General features: G+C 46.1%; 15 protein-coding genes. 12 read left to right on the plus strand and 3 right to left on the minus strand.

Features of this window, described 5'->3' with window-relative positions:
* Positions 1-325: 325 nt before the first annotated feature.
* The 7 genes from AAA939_RS13965 (at position 326) to AAA939_RS13995 (ending at position 8181) form a co-directional block, all read left to right on the plus strand.
* Positions 326-1729, plus strand: a complete 1404-nt coding sequence (locus AAA939_RS13965) for a zinc ribbon domain-containing protein (RefSeq protein WP_338230997.1) — start codon at positions 326-328, stop codon at positions 1727-1729.
* An 18-nt stretch (positions 1730-1747) separates the two neighbouring features.
* Positions 1748-2617, plus strand: a complete 870-nt coding sequence (locus tag AAA939_RS13970) for a DUF6574 domain-containing protein (RefSeq protein ID WP_338210210.1) — start codon at positions 1748-1750, stop codon at positions 2615-2617.
* A gap of 25 nt (positions 2618-2642) precedes the next feature.
* A complete protein-coding gene (locus AAA939_RS13975; RefSeq protein WP_338210208.1) occupies positions 2643-3278 on the plus strand; it encodes a zinc ribbon domain-containing protein in 636 nt (211 codons plus the stop codon).
* Positions 3279-3301: 23 nt separating this feature from the next.
* Positions 3302-4948 (plus strand): zinc ribbon domain-containing protein, encoded by a 1647-nt coding sequence (locus AAA939_RS13980; protein WP_338225963.1) that lies wholly within the window; start codon positions 3302-3304, stop codon positions 4946-4948.
* A gap of 31 nt (positions 4949-4979) precedes the next feature.
* Positions 4980-5411 carry a zinc-ribbon domain-containing protein gene (locus AAA939_RS13985; RefSeq protein WP_338210204.1) on the plus strand — a complete coding sequence of 144 codons (432 nt, stop codon included), beginning with the start codon at positions 4980-4982 and terminating at the stop codon, positions 5409-5411.
* A 308-nt stretch (positions 5412-5719) separates the two neighbouring features.
* Positions 5720-7141, plus strand: coding sequence for an amino acid permease (locus AAA939_RS13990; RefSeq protein ID WP_338210202.1), 1422 nt, complete (start codon positions 5720-5722; stop codon positions 7139-7141).
* A gap of 455 nt (positions 7142-7596) precedes the next feature.
* Positions 7597-8181: an ECF transporter S component gene (locus AAA939_RS13995; RefSeq protein ID WP_338210215.1), complete on the plus strand. Its 585-nt coding sequence runs from the start codon at positions 7597-7599 to the stop codon at positions 8179-8181.
* A gap of 362 nt (positions 8182-8543) precedes the next feature.
* Here AAA939_RS13995 and AAA939_RS14000 read toward each other — a convergent pair whose 3' ends face one another.
* Together AAA939_RS14000 and AAA939_RS14005 are read right to left on the minus strand one after the other, a co-directional pair.
* Positions 8544-8720 carry a hypothetical protein gene (locus AAA939_RS14000; RefSeq protein ID WP_191982888.1) on the minus strand — a complete coding sequence of 59 codons (177 nt, stop codon included), beginning with the start codon at positions 8718-8720 and terminating at the stop codon, positions 8544-8546.
* A 66-nt stretch (positions 8721-8786) separates the two neighbouring features.
* A complete protein-coding gene (locus AAA939_RS14005; RefSeq protein ID WP_338210200.1) occupies positions 8787-11516 on the minus strand; it encodes a serine aminopeptidase domain-containing protein in 2730 nt (909 codons plus the stop codon).
* A gap of 435 nt (positions 11517-11951) precedes the next feature.
* Here AAA939_RS14005 and AAA939_RS14010 point away from each other — a divergent pair, with 435 nt between their 5' ends.
* The 4 genes from AAA939_RS14010 (at position 11952) to cydC (ending at position 17989) form a co-directional block, all read left to right on the plus strand.
* Positions 11952-13391, plus strand: a complete 1440-nt coding sequence (locus tag AAA939_RS14010; RefSeq protein WP_338210198.1) for a cytochrome ubiquinol oxidase subunit I — start codon at positions 11952-11954, stop codon at positions 13389-13391.
* Positions 13384-14379: a cytochrome d ubiquinol oxidase subunit II gene (cydB, locus tag AAA939_RS14015; RefSeq protein ID WP_338210196.1), complete on the plus strand. Its 996-nt coding sequence runs from the start codon at positions 13384-13386 to the stop codon at positions 14377-14379. Before AAA939_RS14010 ends, cydB begins: the two co-directional genes overlap by 8 nt.
* Before the next feature lie 131 nt (positions 14380-14510).
* Positions 14511-16244 carry a thiol reductant ABC exporter subunit CydD gene (cydD, locus tag AAA939_RS14020; protein WP_338210194.1) on the plus strand — a complete coding sequence of 578 codons (1734 nt, stop codon included), beginning with the start codon at positions 14511-14513 and terminating at the stop codon, positions 16242-16244.
* A complete protein-coding gene (gene cydC / locus AAA939_RS14025) occupies positions 16244-17989 on the plus strand; it encodes a thiol reductant ABC exporter subunit CydC (protein ID WP_338210192.1) in 1746 nt (581 codons plus the stop codon). Before cydD ends, cydC begins: the two co-directional genes overlap by 1 nt.
* A gap of 560 nt (positions 17990-18549) precedes the next feature.
* Here the strand turns inward: cydC and AAA939_RS14030 are convergent.
* Positions 18550-19527, minus strand: coding sequence for a polyprenyl synthetase family protein (locus tag AAA939_RS14030; protein ID WP_338210191.1), 978 nt, complete (start codon positions 19525-19527; stop codon positions 18550-18552).
* Between the two features lie 142 nt (positions 19528-19669).
* Between AAA939_RS14030 and AAA939_RS14035 the strand changes: the two genes are divergently transcribed.
* Complete coding sequence (locus AAA939_RS14035; RefSeq protein ID WP_338210190.1) at positions 19670-20584, plus strand: prenyltransferase; 915 nt, start codon at positions 19670-19672, stop codon at positions 20582-20584.
* Positions 20585-20838 lie beyond the last annotated feature (254 nt).

Here is a 20838-nt window from a genome sequence, read left to right on the forward strand (position 1 = left end):
CTTCAATTACATTGACCGGACAACACAAAGAAGCGGCTTCACCGCGGTAGAATACCGCGGCAAAGCCGCTTAGACAGAACTCGAAAATTATATTATTTCACCTGTCAACTTGACAGGGACTAGTACATACTTAGATTGCTTTTTTTGATGATAAATTGTGAACAACTAAAAGTAAAAAAATTTAAGTTCAAGTATTAAGTTTTCCATAAATTAATCTTTTATTATGTTAAAGTATTATTAGGAAATGCTGGGTCAATCGCTAGTTTGAGCCGGTTTCCAGTAAGGGTATTAGGAATTCAAAAATGGAAGGGAAGTTTTTAGGGGGATGTTTGAGACACAGCGCACGTATGCGGCTGCTGATGATCATCAGGCGGGCGTGTTTTGTCCAAATTGTGGCCATTCGGTAACCGCTGGGGAAAAGTTTTGTCAACATTGTGGTTATGATTTAACGAGCGTCACGACGAGTCGACAAACACAACCGAAACGGCGGGTTTCACGGTGGAAGTGGATTACTTTGGGGATCGTGGTAGTCGCTTTGGGCGGTGCTTACGGCTATGGTCGTAGTTACTTTGCGCCTGATAAGCAGCTTGACCGTGCCATTACCGCCATTAAGGGTAACCAGAAGACGGTGGCACAACAGTTTACCAGTTCGGATTCATCATTGAAGCTATCAGCGACGACACTTAAACCGTTGTTGGCACACTTTAAGACGAAGCAGGCGGATTTAGCGCGGTTCCAAGAACAATTGAAAAATCAGTCATTCACTAATGATGGTAACTTTCAATACGTTAAGACGGGGCGGACCTGGTTATTATTTGATAAATATCAGATTCAAGTTAAGCCACTTCATGTAAGTTTAACGACCAATCATAAAAACGTGCAGCTTAGCATGGACGGCAAACAAGTGGGAATCGCCGACAGTGACGATTACGACCAAAAAGTTGGGCCGCTAGTGCCAGGGGACTACACGCTTAGTTCAAGTGGTGTCGTGGGTGGTCACCGGCTTAAAAATAGCGCGACTTACTACCTCAAGGATAACGACAAAAGTTATGATTTAGGCTTGCGCACGATTTCGTTTAACGTGATTGGGGCACCGGGAACGGTCGTTTATTTGAACCAACAGTCAGAGGGGACGATTGGTGATGACGGGACGTTAGCTGTTAAAGACGCGGCCTGGTCCAGCAATCTTGAACTGACTGGCAAGTATCCGGTAGGCAAGACTATGGTGACGTCCAGCCCAACTAGAATTAGTGACGGGGATGCGGATAGCGATGTTACGGTTGATTTTCCTAGTTTGATGTCTAAGTCCGATGCGGATGATTACATCACGCAACTCTTTACGGCAATCAGTAATTACACCCGGAGCGGAGAAATTGATGACGCAACTGATGATAACAATAAAGCGTTATCAGATTACTTTGTTGACGGCACCGCTAACCGTGACTATCAAGAATTTATTGATATGGCAAAGGGGTATTACAAAAATGACGATGTCATGAGCGTGGATTACGATCCAAGCGTCAGTTTGTCCGTACCCGCAACTAAGGGTCGCAGCCAGGTGACGTATGACGTTAAGTATCACTTTTCAAATACGAAGGACGACCGGGAACAAGTCTTTCGCTATACGGCAACGATTCAAAAAAATGGTGAGGACTACCAGATCGTTAAAATTAGTCCCGCACAGAAAATTCGTGCACACACAACTAACACCGATGAAGATGACGATTAACAGGAGGAGTTATAAATTATGAAATTTTGTCCAAACTGCGGGGAACAGGTCGATGGGGACACCCGTTTTTGTACGCACTGTGGGTATGATTTAAGTCAAGCTGCTGAAACGGAAAACGGTCAGCCAGCAACTAGTCAAGCGCCAATTGAACAGCCCACAGGCCAACCTGACAATCAGGCCGCCTCAACGGACCGGGTTGCACAGTTGCAATCATTATCTAAAAACTACTTTAAGTGGTTTGTTGATTCAATCAAACGGCCCAACGAAGAAGTCGAAGCGCAAAAGTATTTCGGCCTCGTATCCATGCTGATTAGCGCGTTGCTACTGACCTTTGCCATTGTTGCGGCAATCAACCGCTTCATCAAGCAAGCTTCCGAAGCCACCAATAGCACGGTACCAATGAAGAGCATTTCTTTTGGATTAGATTTTAAATTATTTATTTTAGTTGTTATTGGAATCTTGTTCTACGTCATCATTGGTTTTGGGGCCAGTGCGCTAGGCAACAAAGATGGCGGCGTTAACTTCTTTGACTATGTGAACCGCTTTGGTCATTTAACCAACGTGGCAATGATCTTGAACGTGATCCTCATTTTGTCCGTCTATACGATTACGTTTACCTCGGGCACATCACTGACGTTTATTAAGCAATTGGGCTTTACATTGATGGTCGTGACTGTCATCAGTTTAATTTGGCAGGTCGGATATATTCTATCCATTAACCAATCGCTTCACGCACCACGATTCGATAAGTTTTACGTTATTGTCTTAGCTTTAATTGTCCTAGCACTAGCCTTTTACATCTTTGGGCGGGTCGAATGGGAGAACCTTGCCTTGGACTTCTCGTCTGAATTTTCACAGTCTAACAGTGGTTTAGGTAGTCTTTTCTAAGATAATGAATAATGGGGGATTAACAATGTTTTGTTCAAATTGCGGTCAGAAGGTTCCAGCGGATACGAAGTTTTGCCCACACTGTGGAGCGGATTTACAGGCAGCCAAGGTAACGTCTCAGCCACAAAAAGCGACGGTTAAAAAGGCCACGACCACACCTCAAACGGGCCATGGTCGGTTGAGTGGCTTAGTTAACTGGTATCACGGCTTGCAACGGCCGTGGTTAGTTTGGTTAGTCGCCTTATTAGTCGTTGCTGGCGTCGGTGGTGGAATTTACCACTACCGCAGTTTCCAGGTAGAAGTTGGTCGGCATAACCCGTGGTATTTATTAAATACCAATCAGCTAGATGGTAAGACGGCTGCCATGAAGCTTAGCTTTAATGATAGTGGTCGTGTGACGCTTAATAATAACAGCGATGCTGAAACGTTCGCTGCGTCACTAAACGATTCCTTAGTTGATGGTGGTAGCTGGCACGGCGATCGTAAAAAGGTTGTTATCAATTTGAATAAAGATGTGTACGGACAAAAAATCACTTTGACCAAGATGGATAAGGTTTCGAAAACCATCGATGGCCATACGTACAAGGGGTATTTTGTTCAGACTGAACTAAACGCAAACGGGGGAAAGAGTAGCGTGAACATGTACTTGTTACACAGGTAGAATGGATTCTTGGAGGAAACGATATGCAACTTAATCACAAACGCTATCAGGCGGCCGATGACCGTGGCGGTAGCGATACCATGTTCTGTCCAAACTGTGGTCAGAAAGTAAAAACAACGGATGAGTTTTGTGGCAACTGTGGCTATAATTTAAAAGAATTTAAGGCGCAGGAAGCTAGTGATAGTGCGGCAGCACAACCGACGACACCGGCAAGCGCACAATCAACCAAAGCGCCAGTAAGTGCACAACCAAGCAAGGCCCAACCAAGGAGTGCTCAGGCTCAGCAGCCTAAGTCTGACGCAACCACGGCGAATGAAAAGGCTAGCGTAGCGCCTAAGGCAAACGATACACAGACGACTGGGCCAACCCGTGAAGACACGGTCCACGCGACCCGCAGTCGGAGCGAACACGTGGCAACAAGCAAGCCCGCTGGCACTAATGGAAACGGTAAGGAAACCCCAAAGTGGGTTTGGATCGTCATCGCACTGGTTGTCATTGTACTAGGTGGCGGATACTTATTTGGGAAGAACTACTACTCACGCACCGCACAGCTTAACCGGGCCGTAACGGCCGTCAAAAACGGTGACAAGGGCGTTGCGGGATACTTTAGTTCTACCGATCCTAACTTGAAGTTGAGTGACGCTAAGATCAAGCCGTTAACGAAACACTTCAAGTCCAAGCCAGCAGCGTTGGCGAGTTTTAAGCGTCAGCTGAATAATGGTCAAACGAATGATGAACGTTTCACGTACCAATTGAGTGGCAAGCACTGGTTGCTCTTTGACAAGTACACCATTCACGTTAAACCAATCTACCCAACGGCAACCACTAACCGGGACGGTGCCAAGATTACGTTAGACGGTAGGCAAGTGGCGACGTCTAACAGCACGACGTATTCTAAGCAATTAGGGCCGTTGGTTCCTGGTGACTACAAGATTGCTTCTAACGGGACGGTCAACGGTTCGAAGATGACCAACAGTGGGACCTACTTTATTGATAAAGCGGGTCAGAGTGTTGATTTAGCATTACGGACGATCTCCTTTACGGTTCAAACATCACCCAAGACGGCCGTTTACGTGAATGACAAGAAGGTCGGAACTGCGGATTCAACTGGTGACTTGAGCGTTAGTGAATTACCATGGTCTGGTAACATGGAAGTTACTGGTAAATACGGTAGTGGGTCTTCAACGGTGACCTCTAAAGCTTACAAAGTGACGACCGACAATGAAAATGTCACTCTAGAATTTGATGGTGTGATGAGCATGGACGATGCGAAGTCGTACATGGACGAATATTGGACGGCCATCAGCAACGTGACGTCATCGGGTGACGAAAGCGATGCGTCTGATGATAACGACAAGGATTTGAGTGAGTACTTTACTGACGGCACTGAAAATCCTCAGTACAAGGAAATGATTCGGATGTCGAAGAGTTATCATAGTGCCGACGACATTTACGGGGTTAGTTATGACTGTGATGTCCGTTCGGTAGTGCCAACTGGCAAAGATAAGTTTACGATCACTTATTACCTGACTTATACGTTTGAATTGGAAGATACGAACCATATCCAAGAATTCAGTTACGATGCACACATGCAAAAGACGGGTAATGACGACTATAAGGTCGTTAAAGTTACGGGTGGTCAAAAGCTTCGTGACACGCACGAAGATTAATTAATTACGACGGTAAAGCGAGGAAAAATTGATGTTAAATGAACGTTATCGGGTTTGCCCTAATTGTCAGTACGAAAATTTACAAGATGCAAATTTTTGTTTGAATTGTGGCAATAAGTTATCTACAGCGGATGAAAAATTACGGTTACCAAACTCTGGTGATCAACACTTCTTACATCCCGGTGTACAACTTGATGAGAGCGAACAAGCTATCGTTGATCAGTTAGTGATTACAAACGGAACGGTTCCTAACGGCTATACCCGGGTCACAGCGGTTTTTGCGACTGGTGATAATCAGGGTGAACGGGGCTATAAAGGTGCTTGGGAAGACTTAAACGTTAACCTATGGCGGCTATGCGTCGGTAACCACTACGATGGGGTAGCGAACTTAAAGATCGTCCCAACGGTTCAAGGGGAACGTGTTCAACTGTTCGGTTATGCAGACGGGCTAAAGAAAGCCTAAATAGCCATTGAACTGATAAAACCAAGATAGGACTTAAGCAACGAGAAAAGTTGTTTAAGTCCTATCTTTTTTGTTGTAAAAATTAGAATATAATTAATTTTAATTGGACGATAAGTTTGAATATTGAAGACCTGATGAGAATAATCAATTGGATTGTATAAAATAACCAATCCCGATGAAACCGCTTATTTATGGCATTTGTAGAATAAATCAGGCAAAAAAATCGAGTTTTACTTGACACTTTGGGTGAAAATTAATAAAATTAAAAACGTTGTATTAATAAGAATTTGATTAGGAGGCAGCGATAAATGAAAGAATCACGGCGGTTATTGGTCAAAAAGCCGGTAAATCCAGCTAGTTTTAATAAAAGTGGCCTCGCAAAAACGTTAAATGCGTTTAGTTTAACGATGATGGGGGTAGGCGCAATCGTTGGCTCCGGTATTTTTATCACCCCCGGAATTATTGCGGCCAAGTATGCCGGTCCGGCTGCCATGCTTTCCTTTGTGATTGCTGCCGCGGTTTGTTCGTTAGCTGCCTTGTGTTATGCAGAATTTGCATCAACCATTCCGTTAGCGGGGAGTGCTTATACTTACGTCTATACGGTTTTTGGTGAATTTTTAGCGTGGATCTTAGGTTGGTCTTTGATTTCAGAATACCTATTTGCGGTTTCTTCGGTGGCGGTCAGTTGGTCGTCATACTTCCAGAACCTACTGAGTGGGTTTGGGATTAAAATTCCCGCATTCTGGTCGGCGGCCGCTGGTACGGCTGGCGCGCCACACGCTGGTTTTAATATTATTGCTTTTATTGTTGTGTTAGCCATTTCGTTACTGTTAGTCGGTGGGGTGCAAGAATCGACCCGGGTCAATTCAATTATGGTGATTGTTAAAATCTTAGTCATCGTGTTGTTTATTGCCGTAGCCATCTTCTTCATTCGGCCCGCTAACTTCCACCCATTCATGCCTCACGGGGTGCACGGATTAGTCAAAGGGGCGTCGTTGGCCTTTTACGCTTACATTGGGTTTGACGCCGTCTCAACGGCCTCTGAAGAAGTGAAAAATCCGAAACGCGATATGCCGATTGGGATTATTGGGTCACTAGTCGTTGCCTCCATTTTATACGTTGCAATGGCCGCCGTTTTAGTCGGGGTCGTCCACTACACTAAGTTAAACGTTGGGGACCCAGTGGCGTACGCGTTAGCCGTCATTCATCAAAACTGGGCAGCGGGGATCGTTTCCCTAGGTGCCGTTGTCGGAATGACGACCGTGCTGATTGTGATGCTTTACGGTGGGACCCGGTTGTTATTCGCAATTAGTCGGGATGGGTTACTACCAAAAGCATTTCGGACGTTGAGCCCCCGGACAAAGGTCCCAGTGAAGAGTACCTGGATCTTTGGAATCATTGCCAGCATCTTTGCGGCGGTCATTCCGTTGGACAAAATTGCTGAATTAGTTAATATTGGAACGCTATTCGCATTCGCGATGGTTTCCATCGGGGTCGTCTTTTTACGCAAACATGAAACGCTACAACAAATTAATAGTTCGTTCAAAGTGCCGTTTTACCCGGTACTACCAGTTGTATCGTTTCTAGCATGTATTTATTTAATGATTAACTTACAAGCGTTCACGTGGCACATGTTTGCCATTTGGATCACGATTGGGATTATTATCTACTTCCTATACAGCTACCGGCATTCACGGATTCGTGCCAATTTACGTGAAAACGATAAGTAGGAACGATTGGGTGCTCATAGCACCTGTCTTAATTTAGTCCGGTTGTCGCTGATAACATGCGGTCGTGGGACCGGTTCAAGCCTGAGAAGCGGTCTTGAGCCTCGCCCGGAACAATTGCAAAACGCGCAATTGCCCCGGACCGTCCGTGGTGTCTGACCGAAAAATCACTGGTCAGACACCACCTTCACGACCGATGCTATCAGCGACGACCTCCGATGATTTGATGAGTTTTGGATCATAATAATATTGGCTGAGGCTAGTCGACGAATCTGATAACCATGATGTTGTTTCGGCGGTTGCGGTAATTTTAGTTTTTTTACCTTGAGAATTTAAATAAACGGGCATCACGGGACAGTTAGTTATCCAGTGAAGCCCGTTTTCTATTTTACTAGTAGCGTGAAATCGGCAATGTTATAATGATTTGTATCTTAAATTCAGAGATTGGGGTGGCAAGTATGCAGCGGCGGTCAAACGCTTACCACATAAGTGTATTAGCAGTATTAATGGCAATTATTATTATCCAAAATGTTGTCCCATTTTTGGGCTACATTCCATTGGCGGGCCTTAGTATCACAACGATTCATATCACGGTAATTATCGCAGCTGTCATACTTGGACCACGTGACGGGGCATTAGTTGGAGGTATCTGGGGGATGATCGACTGGATTCGGGCGTTTGTGGCACCGACCAGCCCGTTGGCCCCGATGGTGTTTACTAACCCGTTAGTTTCGGTCCTACCACGAATCTTAATCGGCGTCGTTGCTGGTTGGGTGTTCATTTGGTTCAACCGCCGACACAAAGCTGAATTAGGGTTGACCTTGGCGGGAATCGCCGGGTCACTGACGAACACAATCTTGGTTTTGGGCCTAATTGGAACGTTGTATCGGAATCAGGCGGCCGGCTTTTACCAGGTTGATTTGAGTAAATTGATGCCATATTTATTAACAATCGTCGGGACCAATGGGGTGCCAGAAGCAATTTTGGCTGGGGTTTTAACCCCGTTGATTGGGACGGCGTTATTACGGTTTAAGCATAAATAGTAATTGGATTATCAAAGTAATACTAATATCCAGAACGACATTTTTAGTGGTAACGTCTGAATATTTAATGTAAGTGGGATTGATAACAATAATAAACATGAGTTTAAGCGCAGGCGGGCAGGATTGGTGTGCAGTGGCGGCAACATTAGGCGGTGGTTCTTAGCCGACTGATGTTGCGGGGCGCTTTAAAGACGTGGGTTATCGGCTTTAAAGTGAGGGAGCAGACCGTACTGTGGCTGCGACCGTCCCTCACAGCACACCGACCCTGCCCGCCGGAGTGGCTAATTTAGGATAGTAGTTGTAGCGATTATAAATTATGTAATAAAAGAAACGCGATCTTCAAGACGAAGATCGCGTTTCTTTTATTGAACGGCTTGAACTTGTTTTTGACTAATGACCACTTTGTCGTGATATTTGTCGACAATTTCAGCGTCCGTACTTTCAAATTCGATTAAGAAAGAGTTGGTATACACTTTGGCAATGGTGCCAGTAAACGGTTTACCTTCTAGTTGAAACTTAACTTGTGTGCCGATTTCCATGGTTAACCCTCTTCTCGTGGATCCTGTCGCTAAATATAACACGGAATGCCAATTGAAGATAGCTAATTAACGGTTAAACCGACGACGTAAACTAGCCCAGAGGCCGGTTGCTAAGGCGGCTAAGCTTGCACCTAACGCAGCAATCCAAGTTTGTGGCTTGTCAGAAGTCTGTGGCAGGGTGTCCGCTTGTGCGGCAGCCGGAGTTTCTGAAGCGACACTGTGATCGACCAATTGAGTTGGTGTTGCGGTTGTCGTGTCAGTCGTATCGGTCATGTCAGTTGTATGAGTTGGCACACTAGCAACCGTAAAGCTTGACGCACTTGCTTGGGTACTATCGTCATGCTTAAGGCTAGCCGTGACCACGGAACCACTCTGATCTTCCTTAATAAGGTCGTTAGCGTTTAAGTTCAACAATGGTTTGGTCGTAACGTTAGTGGTTGCCGCTAAACTAGCCGCACTAACGGGACTTTCCGTTGTTGCGGTTAAGACTTTGAGGTTAACGTTATTAGCTTGAGAGTCAACTTTTGAAGTAGTCTTAGTTGCCGTTGGGTCCAATGTGACAGGGTTAGTCTGATCAACATTTTCAGGCTTGGCCTGGTTGAGCGTTGTTTGTCCCTTAGCGTTATCGTTTGAATCCAAATGAGTGTTCTGACCTGAATTCGAATCGGTAGTTGGTTGTTCAACTAACTCATCTTCAGGATCAACCGTGGTTGTCCCAGAATCGGTACCATTAGCGGTTTGATCAGACGTATCAGGTAGCGTTTCCGGAGTAGAGGTCCCACTATCAGTTTGATCAGACGTATCAGTCGTTGGTTCTGGAGTAGGGGTGATGATTTCAGTATCTTCTGGGTCAATGGCTTCGCCGGTATCAACGTCCGTTGCCGTAGCGGTTGCTTCAGCAAGGAAGTCTTTAATGTGTTGCGTGTATTGGAGCACCGCATTATTTGCCCCGGCGTGACCACCAACTTCGCCTGGTAAAATCCAAACAGTTTTAATCTTGGAATTATTAGCGGCGGCCAGTTCCAATGATTGTGTATACGGAATAAAGGCATCGTCTTCAGTGTGAATGAGCATCAGCGGTACCGTTACTTTGCTGGCAGCACTCACGCCGGAAATATCATCGACACTGAAGCCCTGTTGTTTCATCAAACGGTTGTTGATGACGGCTAGGACTTGGTCATACGACAAGAATGGAATGCTCGTAATTGCGGGCAGACCGATTGACGTTAATTTAGATGAAATTGCCGCAACGGCCTTGTTATATAGCGAACTTCCTAGTTCGGGTAAGGTTGCGTAACCAGCATCGGCAATGACTGCCTTAACTGATTTTGAAAGGCCTGGCACGGAAGCGGCTTCGATGACGGTGTCGGCACCTAGTGATTGACCATAAAAGACGACTTCACTGTTTTTACCGTTGCGTTCGTCGACTAAACGAACCCAGTTCAACCAGTCGTACTTATCTTGGTAACCAAAGGTCATGTCGTTACCATCACTTAAAAATTGGCCCCGTTGGCTTGGCATCAAAATGTTATAACCCATGTCGTACCAAATTTTAGAAACGTAGCCGATCCAGTCGGGACGTTCAGTCCAACCTTGACCGATAACAACGGTCTTGGTGGAATCACCATTTTGAATATAAGTTGCCCGAACATTTTGCGTTGGGTCGTTATATTCTGGAAGAGACCAAGTTTCTTTGGCAACGTTGTTATACCAAGTTACGGCTGCTGGGTAATACGTTTCGGCGGCTTCACGGTCAGCGGCGTAGGCCACTGGATCAAGACCGGTCCAAGTGTTGGAAATCTGATAACGGGTTGGATCAAGCGTGGTCCGGAAATTGGATAGGGCTTGAGAGCCAGTTCCAGTAAAGACCATTTGATAGAGCAAGTTCCCCACGAGTTGGCTAGCAACCTTGCTTGGTAGGGCCTTTAACTGGGCAACCATTTCCTCATACTTAGCCTTTGCTGCGGCCAATTTATCCGTATTGCCAGTTGTGTCGTTAATCGTTTTGATCAGGTTAACAAAATCGCTGGCGTCGAGGGTAACGGTCTTAGTTTCCGTCTGGTTAGTCGTGGAAACTTCTTTCCAGGTAATGGCGTAAGGACCGGTTTGTTCAATGGTGATTTTGCCTTGATGATCCAACGTTTTATCGTCAGTCGTGTAGACGGGACCGTGGGAAGCGTCCTCAGCTAAACGGGCATCGGAAAGAACGGGTGAGACGGATTGATCCTTATCAGGCGTCGGTGTTTCAGCTGCTGGTTGTTTAGATCCATCAGAAACAGCATTTGAAGTCACGTGACTATCAGCAGATGAGTCAACTGATTGCGCGTCGCTATCGCCTGATGGGGTTCCTTCAGAACCATTTGATGTGTCACTATTTACAGCAGAACTACCAGTTTCTGACTGGGTTGCATCGCTACCTTGTGAACCTTGGCCCGAAGCATCACTACCGGCGTTGCCGCCAGCCACTTGTGATCCTGAATCATCAGTGCCTGGAAGGCCAGTTGGTTGGTCTTGTAACGATTGCTCGTCATTAGTTTCTTTGCTTTCAGTTCCGGCGGGAGCAGCGGCCCCATTCGCTGCTCCGGCTGTCTCTTCAGTTGCTATGGTTGGCTGTGCAGCAATGGCTGCGGTTGGTGCATCGGAGCCATTGTTTGTATCGGCTGCTTGAGCGTTGGTCGTCATTAATAGCGTTGTCCCCACACTAGCTAATGTGATTCCCGCGTATACCCAATGCTTACCGTACTTAAACATCTTATATCGGTCAATGACCGGTTTGGTTTGCGGTTTTCTGTTCATTATTTACTCCTCGCAATGATTTAATCTATTTCGTATTACGAATATACCATGCATAAACGGTTTTGTTAGCGGTTATTAATTTTATAATGAGCAAATGGGGCATCTTTTAGATGATATGGGTATATGTTCATACTATAAAATGATTTAAGACGCTGATTAGTTGGATTGTAAAGCGAGTTTACAAGCACAAACCGCGCTGCTTTAGTCTTTTAAACCAATTTGAGTAGGGTGGAAAACCGCTAAAAAGCTGGTAAAGTAATCATTATCGAAATAGCAACCGACTTTGAAAATTAAAGCAGTTGACTATTTTAGGATTAAAAGTTGAGATTGATTGAAATTTCACTTATCAGTTGATATGATAAGGATGAATCATTGTTTCCGCTTTCTTTGATGGGTTAGTGGGGGCGACAATTTAATAAAAAAGGGGGGACCATTATGAATCTCGGATTAAGTATTGTATCCTTAGCGCGTTTTCAATTTGCAATGACTACGGTGTTTCATTTCTTCTTTGTGCCATTATCGATTGGATTAGCCTTCGTAGTTGCAGTTATGGAAACAATTTACGTGGTTAAAAAAGACGTAATGTACAAACATATGGCGCAATTTTGGGGTCGAATTTTCCTACTTAGCTTTGCAGTTGGGGTAGTGACGGGGATAATTCAAGAATTTCAATTTGGGATGAATTGGTCTGAATATTCACGGTTTATGGGTGACATTTTTGGCGCACCGTTGGCGATTGAAGCCTTGGTTGCGTTCTTCATGGAATCCACGTTTATTGGTTTATGGATGTTTGGTTGGGATCGGTTTAACGCCGGTATCCACTGCGCATTTATTTGGTTAACTTCCATTGGGACGATGATTTCCGCAATGTGGATTTTAGCAGCCAACAGCTTCATGCAAAACCCAGTTGGTTTCATGATCAACGCTAAAACTGGGCGGGCACAAATGACAAGCTTCAGCGCTGTCATCAAGAACCCGCAGTTATGGTATGAATTACCACACGTTTTGTTTGGTGCGTTTGTGACGGGGTCATTCGTTGTTGCAGGGATGGCCGCGTTCGCACTTTTAAAGAAGAAGAATGTACAGTTCTTCCGCAAGTCAATCAAAGTTAGTCTGATCATCGGTCTGTTGGCAACGGTTGGCGTTGTTGGTATGGGTGACGTTCAAACCCGTTCCATCATCAAAGAACAACCAATGAAGTTTGCCGCAACCGAAGGCCTGTACAAGGATTCTGGTTCGCCAGCAGCTTGGGCGATCGTTTCGGGTATGGATACTAAAAACCATAAGACGAATTGGTCGATCGAAGTACCGTACGTCTTGGACATCTTAAGCTACCACAAGCTTCAAGGTAACGTTAAGGGTCAAAATGCAATCAATAAAGAATTGCATGCTAAGTACGATAAGAAGTTCGGTAAGGACATGAATTACTACGTTCCAACGAAGACCTTGTTCTGGAGCTTCCGGACAATGGCCTTCTCTGGCGGGCTCTTTGCGTTGATTGCCATCGTTGGGTTGATCTTTAACCGGGCAAGCTCAACGCTGATTGAACGGCAACGTTGGTTCCTGTGGGTTCTCGGAATCTGCACGTTCCTACCATTCGTTGCTAACACGGCTGGTTGGTTCATTACGGAATTGGGTCGTTATCCATGGGTTGTTTATGGATTGTTAACGATTGCCGACGCCGTTTCACCAAATGTCAGTGTGGCTTCGTTATTAACTTCAAATATTATTTACTTCTGCCTGTTTAGTGGATTAGGTATTGTGATGATTGTCTTATCACGGCGTGCACTCCATCATGGTCCGGACGACTTGTTGAATACGCCTGATGACGCACCATACGATCCTTATGGTAAGGAGGCGTTCAGCCATGAGTAATTTACAATTTTTATGGTTTGTTCTGGTTGGCGTTTTGTTTAGTGGCTTCTTCTTCTTGGAAGGATTTGACTTCGGGGTTGGGATGGCCATTAAAAGTTTGGCGCAGACGCGTGAAGAACGCGACGTCGTTATTCATACGATTGGTCCGCACTGGGATGCCAATGAAGTTTGGTTGATTACTGCTGGTGGGGCGATGTTTGCTTCGTTCCCAATGTGGTACGCATCCTTGTTCTCAGGGTTCTATTTAATCCTATTGTTGATCTTAGTAGCCTTGATCATGCGGGGCGTCTCCTTCGAATTTCGGAGCCGGATGGAAAGTGATGCCGGTCGGAATTTCTGGGAATGGGCTGCAGCCATTGGTAGTGGTTGTGCCGCGTTCTTATTTGGGATGATGTTCACTGCCATGGTCAAAGGGATGCCAATCAATGCCAATGGCGACATGACGGCGCACTTTACCGACTACGTGAACTTGTTCTCAATCGTTGGTGGGGTTGCGGTTACGTTACTCTGCTACTTGCACGGTCTGAACTTTATCCGCTTAAAGACGACCGGGACGTTACGTGAACGGGCACTCAAGTGGGCTAAACCACTCTATTGGGTCCTGTTTGCTGGTGAAGTCGTCTTCGCCATCCTGCTCTTCTTCAGCACGGATTTCTTCACGAAGAAACCAATTTCAACGTTGATTTTAGTCGTTGCATTGGTCGTGCTGACCTGCTTAGCCACTTATGGGGTCTACGGGAACCACGAATGGTTATCCTTTATTAGTAGTGGGTTGTCGTTGATCGACGTGGTCGTCCTGTTATTTAACGGGCTCTTCCCACGGGTGATGGTTGCAAACAACGCCGCTAACAGTATTTTGATTAAGAATGCTTCGAATTCACCATATACGCTTCACTTGATGACGGTCATTGCGTTGTCGGTATTACCGATTATGCTGGTCTACTTCATTTGGAGCTACTGGGTCTTCTATAAGCGCTTGGCTTCTTAAAGCAGTGTATTTTAACCGTGTGCCGCATCGTGCGGTGGTACAATTACTTTAATAGCACGAATAGGGTCGGGACTTGGCCGCAGTGCCAAGTCGCGGCCCTTTCAATTTTTTTAAGGTGGGAGGGATCGAATGTGTTTGATCCAGCTTTATTTAAACTACCGGGGATGCGCCGCTTAACGGTTCTATTGGTTTTGTTAGCGGTGATTGAAGGTCTATGTATTATTACGCAAGCCTATTTCTTGTCCGTCGCCATTGTCGGACTTTGGCACTTACACAGCTTAGGAACGATCGTTCAGCCGATGCTGATTTTTGCGTTAGCCTGGGTAGGACGTCAATTGTTAGTTGTCATTAAAAACCACTTGATGTATCCAATCGTTGAAAAAACTAGCGGGGACTTGCGTCGACAAGTGATGCAAAAACTGTACCAGTTGGGACCGAGTTACGTGGCGAAGACTGGGACTGGAAACGTCGTTACGACCGCTTTGGAAGGTATCGATAAGGTGCAGACGTACCTGATGTTAGTTGTCATCAAAGTCATTGATATGATGGTCATTCCGTGGGTCATTTTGATTTACATTGCGTTTTTGCGTTGGCGCGAAGCCTTATTTTTATTAGCCATTTTTCCATTAATCATCGTATTTATGATTATTTTGGGCTACGCGGCGCAAGCTAAGGCTGATAAGCAGTACGTTGGCTATCAGCGGATGTCCAATCACTTTGTGGATACCTTGCGGGGGTTGCCAACTTTGAAACAGCTGGGCCTCAGCAAGCAGTACGCTAACAACGTATATCATGTCAGTGAAGGGTATCGTAAGCAAACGATGTCCGTTATTAAAATTGCGATGCTCTCCACGTTTGCCCTCGATTTCTTCACGACGCTTTCGATTGCGGTCGTTGCGGTTTTCTTAGGCTTCGGTTTAGTTGACGGTACCATCAGTTTATTACCAGCACTAGTCATCTTAGTACTGTCGCCAGACTATTTCTTACCGCTACGCCAATTTGCCAGTGACTACCACGCCACGTTGAACGGGAAAAACGCGTTTAGCGCCGTTCAGGCCATGCTGGCGTTACCAGTGCCGACTGAACGCGAACAACTCGGAACGACGCCGCTTGATTGGCAAGCGGATAGTACTTTGAGCTTAACGAACGTTGATTTTAGTTATGATCAAAAAGAGCCAGCTTTAAAGCAGCTCAGCTTTACGGCGCGTGGTTATCAGCGCATCGGGATTATTGGGGCCTCGGGTTCTGGTAAATCAACGCTGATTAATCTGTTGGGGGGCTTTTTAACACCCACACCCGGCGCTGGCACCGTCCAAGTCAACGGTCAGACCGTGACGCATTTAAGTCAACAAGCTTGGCAACAGAGCTTTTTCTACATTCCTCAAAATCCGTACTTATTTCATGCGACGTTAGCTGAAAATATCGCGTTTTATCAGCCCCATGCTGGACTAAGTGCGATTGGTCAAGCGGCTGAAAAAGCGGGCTTAACTGCTTGGATTAAGACGTTACCGGATGGCCTTGAAACCAAGATTGGTGAAGGGGCGCGGGGCGTCAGTGGTGGTCAGGCACAACGGATTGCGTTGGCCCGGGCCTTCCTCGACAGTAAGCGTAAAGTGCTGTTATTTGATGAACCAACCGCGCATTTGGATATTGAAACCGAAGCCGAGTTGAAAAAGACGATCTTACCCGTTTTAGACGATCACCTCGTTTTCTTTGCGACGCACCGGCTTCACTGGATTAATCAGATGGATTACGTGCTCGTGATGGACCATGGGCAAATCGTTGAACAGGGGACGCCCGCCGAATTGGAAGCACAAAACGGTGCGTACGTGCGGCTACGTAATGAAATGGTAGGTGCAGTGTAATGAAAGACTTTTTTGGAACGTTTAAACACGATACGTGGGTAATGCCCTACTTACGGAAGTATAAAAAGTTGCTTGCGCTAACCATCTTTCTAGGGTTAATGACCTTCTTCTGTGGGTCGGCACTGATGTTCAACTCTGGGTACCTGATTAGTAAGGCGGCACGCCATCCCTACAATATTTTGATGATCTACGTGCCCATCGTTTTGACCCGGGCATTCGGGATTGGTCGGCCTGCGTTTCGTTATGCGGAACGGATTACCAGCCACAACTGGGTACTGCGAATCGTTTCTGATTTTCGTAAGAAACTTTACCAGTCAGTTGCTAAGCACGCGGTGGCGATTCGGCAGAATTTCCAAACGGGGGATATCTTAAGCATTTTGGCTGATGATATCGACCACATTGAAAACTTGTATTTGCGGACGGTATTTCCGACTGTGATTGCGCTAATTATGTACCTCATTATTGTCATTGCGCTGGGCTATTTCAGTTGGTGGTTTGGGCTGTTAATGTTGTTACTACTAGGATTAGTTGTGATTGTAATGCCACTGTGGTCCGTCCTTTTAAACGGTGCGCGTGAATCGCAGAGCCGAAAGATTCAACAAAGCTTTTATACTGAACTGACGGATGCGGTTATGGGACTCGGCGATTGGTTGATTTCTGGTCGTCAAAAAGATTTTTATGACCGTGAAGTCCAGCCAATTGAAAAGATTGCGGCGTTACGGCGTCAAGATCACCGGTTCCAATGGTGGCGAGACTTTACGATTCAGATGATCTTTGGGGTGATCTGTATTGCGTTGTTAATTTGGAGTAGCTTCTATTGGACAACGGACTCAGCTAGTTCCAACTGGATTGCAGCCTTTGTTCTGTCAGTCTTCCCGTTGGTTGATGCGTTGCTTTCTGTCAGCCAAGGGGTCAGCGAGTGGCCAAGTTATCAGCGGTCGATTCGGCGGGTGAACGCCTTAGACACCAAACCAGCCGATGAAAGTGACCAAACCGTTTTGACGGAACCTTTCCAAGTTTTACAAGTTGCGGACCTAGATTTCAGTTACTCGGCGGGGAATCATCAAATCTTTGACCACTTGAACCTGACCTTAAAGGCTGGGGAAAAACTCGCCTTGTTAGGGCCATCTGGGACTGGTAAGAGTACCTTGTTAAAGTTGATTCTAGGCGATGTTCAGCCGGATCAAGGGAGCGTTCAGTTAAATGATGTGCCGGTTAGTCGGTTACAAAATCAGCGCGCCCAACTCTTTGGGGTGCTGGACCAACAACCTTACTTGTTTAATACGTCGATCATGAATAACGTTCGGATGGGTAATGAACAAGCCAGTGACGAACAGGTGAAGGCTGCGTTGAAGGCAGTCGAATTGGAACCGCTGATCCAATCACTTCCTGACGGCTACGAGACCGTCGTTGAAGAGGGCGGGGCCCGCTTCTCAGGCGGTGAACGGCAACGGCTCGCGTTAGCGCGGATTCTATTACAAAATGCACCCATCATTATCTTAGATGAACCGACCGTTAGCTTGGACCCGATTACGGAAGCACACTTGTTAACAACGGTTTTCCGTGTGTTACATGACAAAACGATTCTTTGGGTCACGCACCATTTGGCCGGGGTCGAAAATGTCGATCAAGTTCGTTTCTTGGAAGACGGCCAATTCGACATGGCCGGCACGCCGGAAGAATTATACGCGACGGCACCCCGTTTTAAACGGTTATACGATTTGGACCGTGGCCGCGATGCCTAAACTTTAAAGTTCAAAATAAACAGCCGTTAGGACCCTTTTTCGAGTCCTAACGGCTGTTTGGCGTATAAAACTAAATTGGTACCTTAATGGCAATTGTTCATAAATTAGCCGTTCAGGCAGGTGGGACTGGTGTGCTATGGGGGACGGCTCCAGCCGTAGTGCGGTCTGGAACCTCGATGCCAAGCCGATAACCCGCGTCTTTGCATCGCCCCGCAATATTATCCGGCTAAGAACCACCGGATGATATTGCCGACACAGCACACCAATCCCGCCCGCCTTCGCTAAATAGAAGGTCTCATTATCTCTGACAATCCAGATTCATTGGATATTCTGAGGTTGGCGCTGATAGCATCAGTCGTGAGGGTGGTGTTGAGGCGGTGGTTTTACCGACTTTACACCACGGACGGTCCGGGACAATTGCGCTTTTTGCAAGTGTTTCGGGCGAGGGGAAAGACCGTCCTTTGGCTTCCCCCGGTCCCACGACCGCATGTTATCAGCGACGACCGGGCTAAGTCATAATTAACTAATTTAACACTCGTTATTTAATCCGTGTTTTATAATTAGTGGTTGCGCACCAGCAACTGGGTCACTAATTGGCGCAAAGTCTGCTGCGTGTCGCCGGTTGGTAACTGGTCGATCAAATCCAGCGCAGTTTGGGTGTACTGGGTCGCAAGCATTTGGGCTTTGGTGACCCCGCCAGAGACGATGACTTGGTCACGAATTAAGCGCAACTGCTCGTTACTGATCGACTCACCGGGAACCGGTAGCTGTTCAGCAATCGATGGTTGAAGCTCGAGCGCGTAAATTAAGGGTAGCGAGTAAACACCGTCGCGTAAATCAGCTAAGACTGGTTTTTGCGTTAAGTGTTCATCGCCAGCGTAATCTAGCACGTCATCTAACATTTGGTAGGCTAAGCCCATCGTTTCACCAATTTTTTTAGCAAGTCGTTCGACTTTCAAAGGTGCTTCGGCTAAGTGGGCGCCTTGTTCACAGCTCAGGCTAAATAGGCGGGCAGTTTTGCCCCGTGCAACGGCGAGATAGTCAGCGACCGTTGTCTGGGGGTCAAAGTTATGGGCCATCTGATCCAGTTCGCCTTGAAGAATCGCACGCATCGCAGCGGTGTTAACGCGGACATCTTCGGCACGCTTGGCGGCAATTAGCACCTGGTCAAAGTAGCAGGTAAACAGTAGATCGCCGGCATAGATGGCATTACGTTGCCCGTAATCTTTATGAATGGTCGTCACGTTTCGACGTTCGGGTGCTTGGTCGATGACGTCATCATGGATTAAAGTTGCGACGTGCAACATTTCCATGGCAGCGGCCCCGGCTTTAAGTCGCACGGGGTCCTGGTCAGTTCCGAACTGACTAAATAAGTAAAAAAATCCGGGACGCAAAAATTTTCCACCAGCGGCTAAGAGTGCGTGGACCCGATTATTAATGGGCTCGTTGTCGATCTGCACGTGTTTTGCTAGGTAGGGTTTAAGCGCCGCCAATTGGACTTCTACGGCACTATTAGATTGCCAAATGGTTTGCATCATACTTAAAACTTCCTCCGTTAATCTTAGAAATGGCTCGAAGTCGCTAAGACGCCAACACTTGCAGCCAGTCACATTCTAAAATACAATTTAATTCAAAGGTACAAATAACTATTAAGGTTGTCAATCAAAAGGAGGCGTTATTTTGAAACCGAAAGTTTTTCTCGAGTTTGTCGAGATTAAATCACTGATTGCCAGTGTCTTACCGTTCGTTTTAGGAACGTTATACGCGGTGTATAACTACCATCAGGTGCACCTCGGCTATTTGATCCTGTTTTTTATTGCCTCGTCGTTATTTCACATGGCGACTAATGCCAATGATAACTACCAGGACTTTTTACACGCCCCCCGCAACGCGGATAACCAAGAGTTTTTGGAAGCAACTAACGTGGTTGGGGTGAACCAAATTTCCATTCGTCAGGCGCGGGCAATTACCTTTGGGTTGGGCGGACTCTCGCTGATTCTGGGGCTGTGGCTGGTCACGCGGACCGGGCTACCCCTTTTATGGATGGGGATCTATTCCTACGCGGTGGGCTACTTTTACGCCGGGGGACCCAAGCCGATTTCGTCCGGTCCGTTCGGGGAATTTTTCTCAGGATTCACGATGGGTTTTATGATTTTCTGGATTGCCGTCTTTATCAACACCTATGACAAAGTTGCGATAACCGCGACCAATACGTTAGAAGTCTTAATTGCATCTGGAATAGCTATTTTTGCGATTTCTAACATCATGTTGGCCAATAATATTTGTGATATGGATGAAGACATCGCGTTAGGCCGCCACACTATTCTATATTATCTGGGTAAACCGGTAATGTTACAGGTCTTTGCGTGGAGTTATATCGTGGGATACGTCTGCCTAATGGTTGCCGTATGGATGGGCGTCTTACCGAAGCTCAGTTTACTAACGTTACTTAGTGTGATACCAGTCTTAAAAAATACCCGCTTGTTTCTCAAAAAACAGGTTAAAACGGAGACGTTTATTTTAGCCATTAAAAATGCGACCATTATTTGTTTGTCATTCGTCGTCTTTATGGGACTCGGGCTCATCTTTAATTAGGTCGCTTCGTCAGTCAGAACTCGGGTGCTGACTGGCTTCACTAAATTTATTTTTTGTTGGAATAACTAATTTCTACATGGTAGGACCCAGACAAAAAGGCACATCAACTCAACTGAAAATCAGTTGGTGCTATAGTCCCCTTAAGGTTGACAGATGAAAAACAATAATTCATCTATCAATGCTTAAGGGGATTTTATTATGCCTAGAACTAGATTTACACCTGAAGAAAAGTTAGCAATTATCATAGGTTTATC

This window comes from Lactiplantibacillus paraxiangfangensis, assembly GCF_036246185.1.
In the GTDB taxonomy this organism is placed as follows: domain Bacteria; phylum Bacillota; class Bacilli; order Lactobacillales; family Lactobacillaceae; genus Lactiplantibacillus; species Lactiplantibacillus paraxiangfangensis.

Excerpts from the sequence above, each read along its gene's own strand:
- cydC (WP_338210192.1), top strand. The coding sequence starts at position 16,244 with ATGAAAGACTTTTTTGGAACGTTTAAACACGATACGTGGGTAATGCCC.
- AAA939_RS13990 (WP_338210202.1), top strand. The coding sequence starts at position 5,720 with ATGAAAGAATCACGGCGGTTATTGGTCAAAAAGCCGGTAAATCCAGCT.
- AAA939_RS13965 (WP_338230997.1), top strand. The coding sequence starts at position 326 with ATGTTTGAGACACAGCGCACGTATGCGGCTGCTGATGATCATCAGGCG.
- AAA939_RS13980 (WP_338225963.1), top strand. The coding sequence starts at position 3,302 with ATGCAACTTAATCACAAACGCTATCAGGCGGCCGATGACCGTGGCGGT.
- AAA939_RS14030 (WP_338210191.1), bottom strand. The coding sequence starts at position 19,527 with ATGATGCAAACCATTTGGCAATCTAATAGTGCCGTAGAAGTCCAATTG.
- AAA939_RS14005 (WP_338210200.1), bottom strand. The coding sequence starts at position 11,516 with ATGAACAGAAAACCGCAAACCAAACCGGTCATTGACCGATATAAGATG.
- cydB (WP_338210196.1), top strand. The coding sequence starts at position 13,384 with ATGAGTAATTTACAATTTTTATGGTTTGTTCTGGTTGGCGTTTTGTTT.
- AAA939_RS13975 (WP_338210208.1), top strand. The coding sequence starts at position 2,643 with ATGTTTTGTTCAAATTGCGGTCAGAAGGTTCCAGCGGATACGAAGTTT.
- AAA939_RS13985 (WP_338210204.1), top strand. The coding sequence starts at position 4,980 with ATGTTAAATGAACGTTATCGGGTTTGCCCTAATTGTCAGTACGAAAAT.
- AAA939_RS13995 (WP_338210215.1), top strand. The coding sequence starts at position 7,597 with ATGCAGCGGCGGTCAAACGCTTACCACATAAGTGTATTAGCAGTATTA.
- AAA939_RS14010 (WP_338210198.1), top strand. The coding sequence starts at position 11,952 with ATGAATCTCGGATTAAGTATTGTATCCTTAGCGCGTTTTCAATTTGCA.
- AAA939_RS13970 (WP_338210210.1), top strand. The coding sequence starts at position 1,748 with ATGAAATTTTGTCCAAACTGCGGGGAACAGGTCGATGGGGACACCCGT.
- AAA939_RS14000 (WP_191982888.1), bottom strand. The coding sequence starts at position 8,720 with ATGGAAATCGGCACACAAGTTAAGTTTCAACTAGAAGGTAAACCGTTT.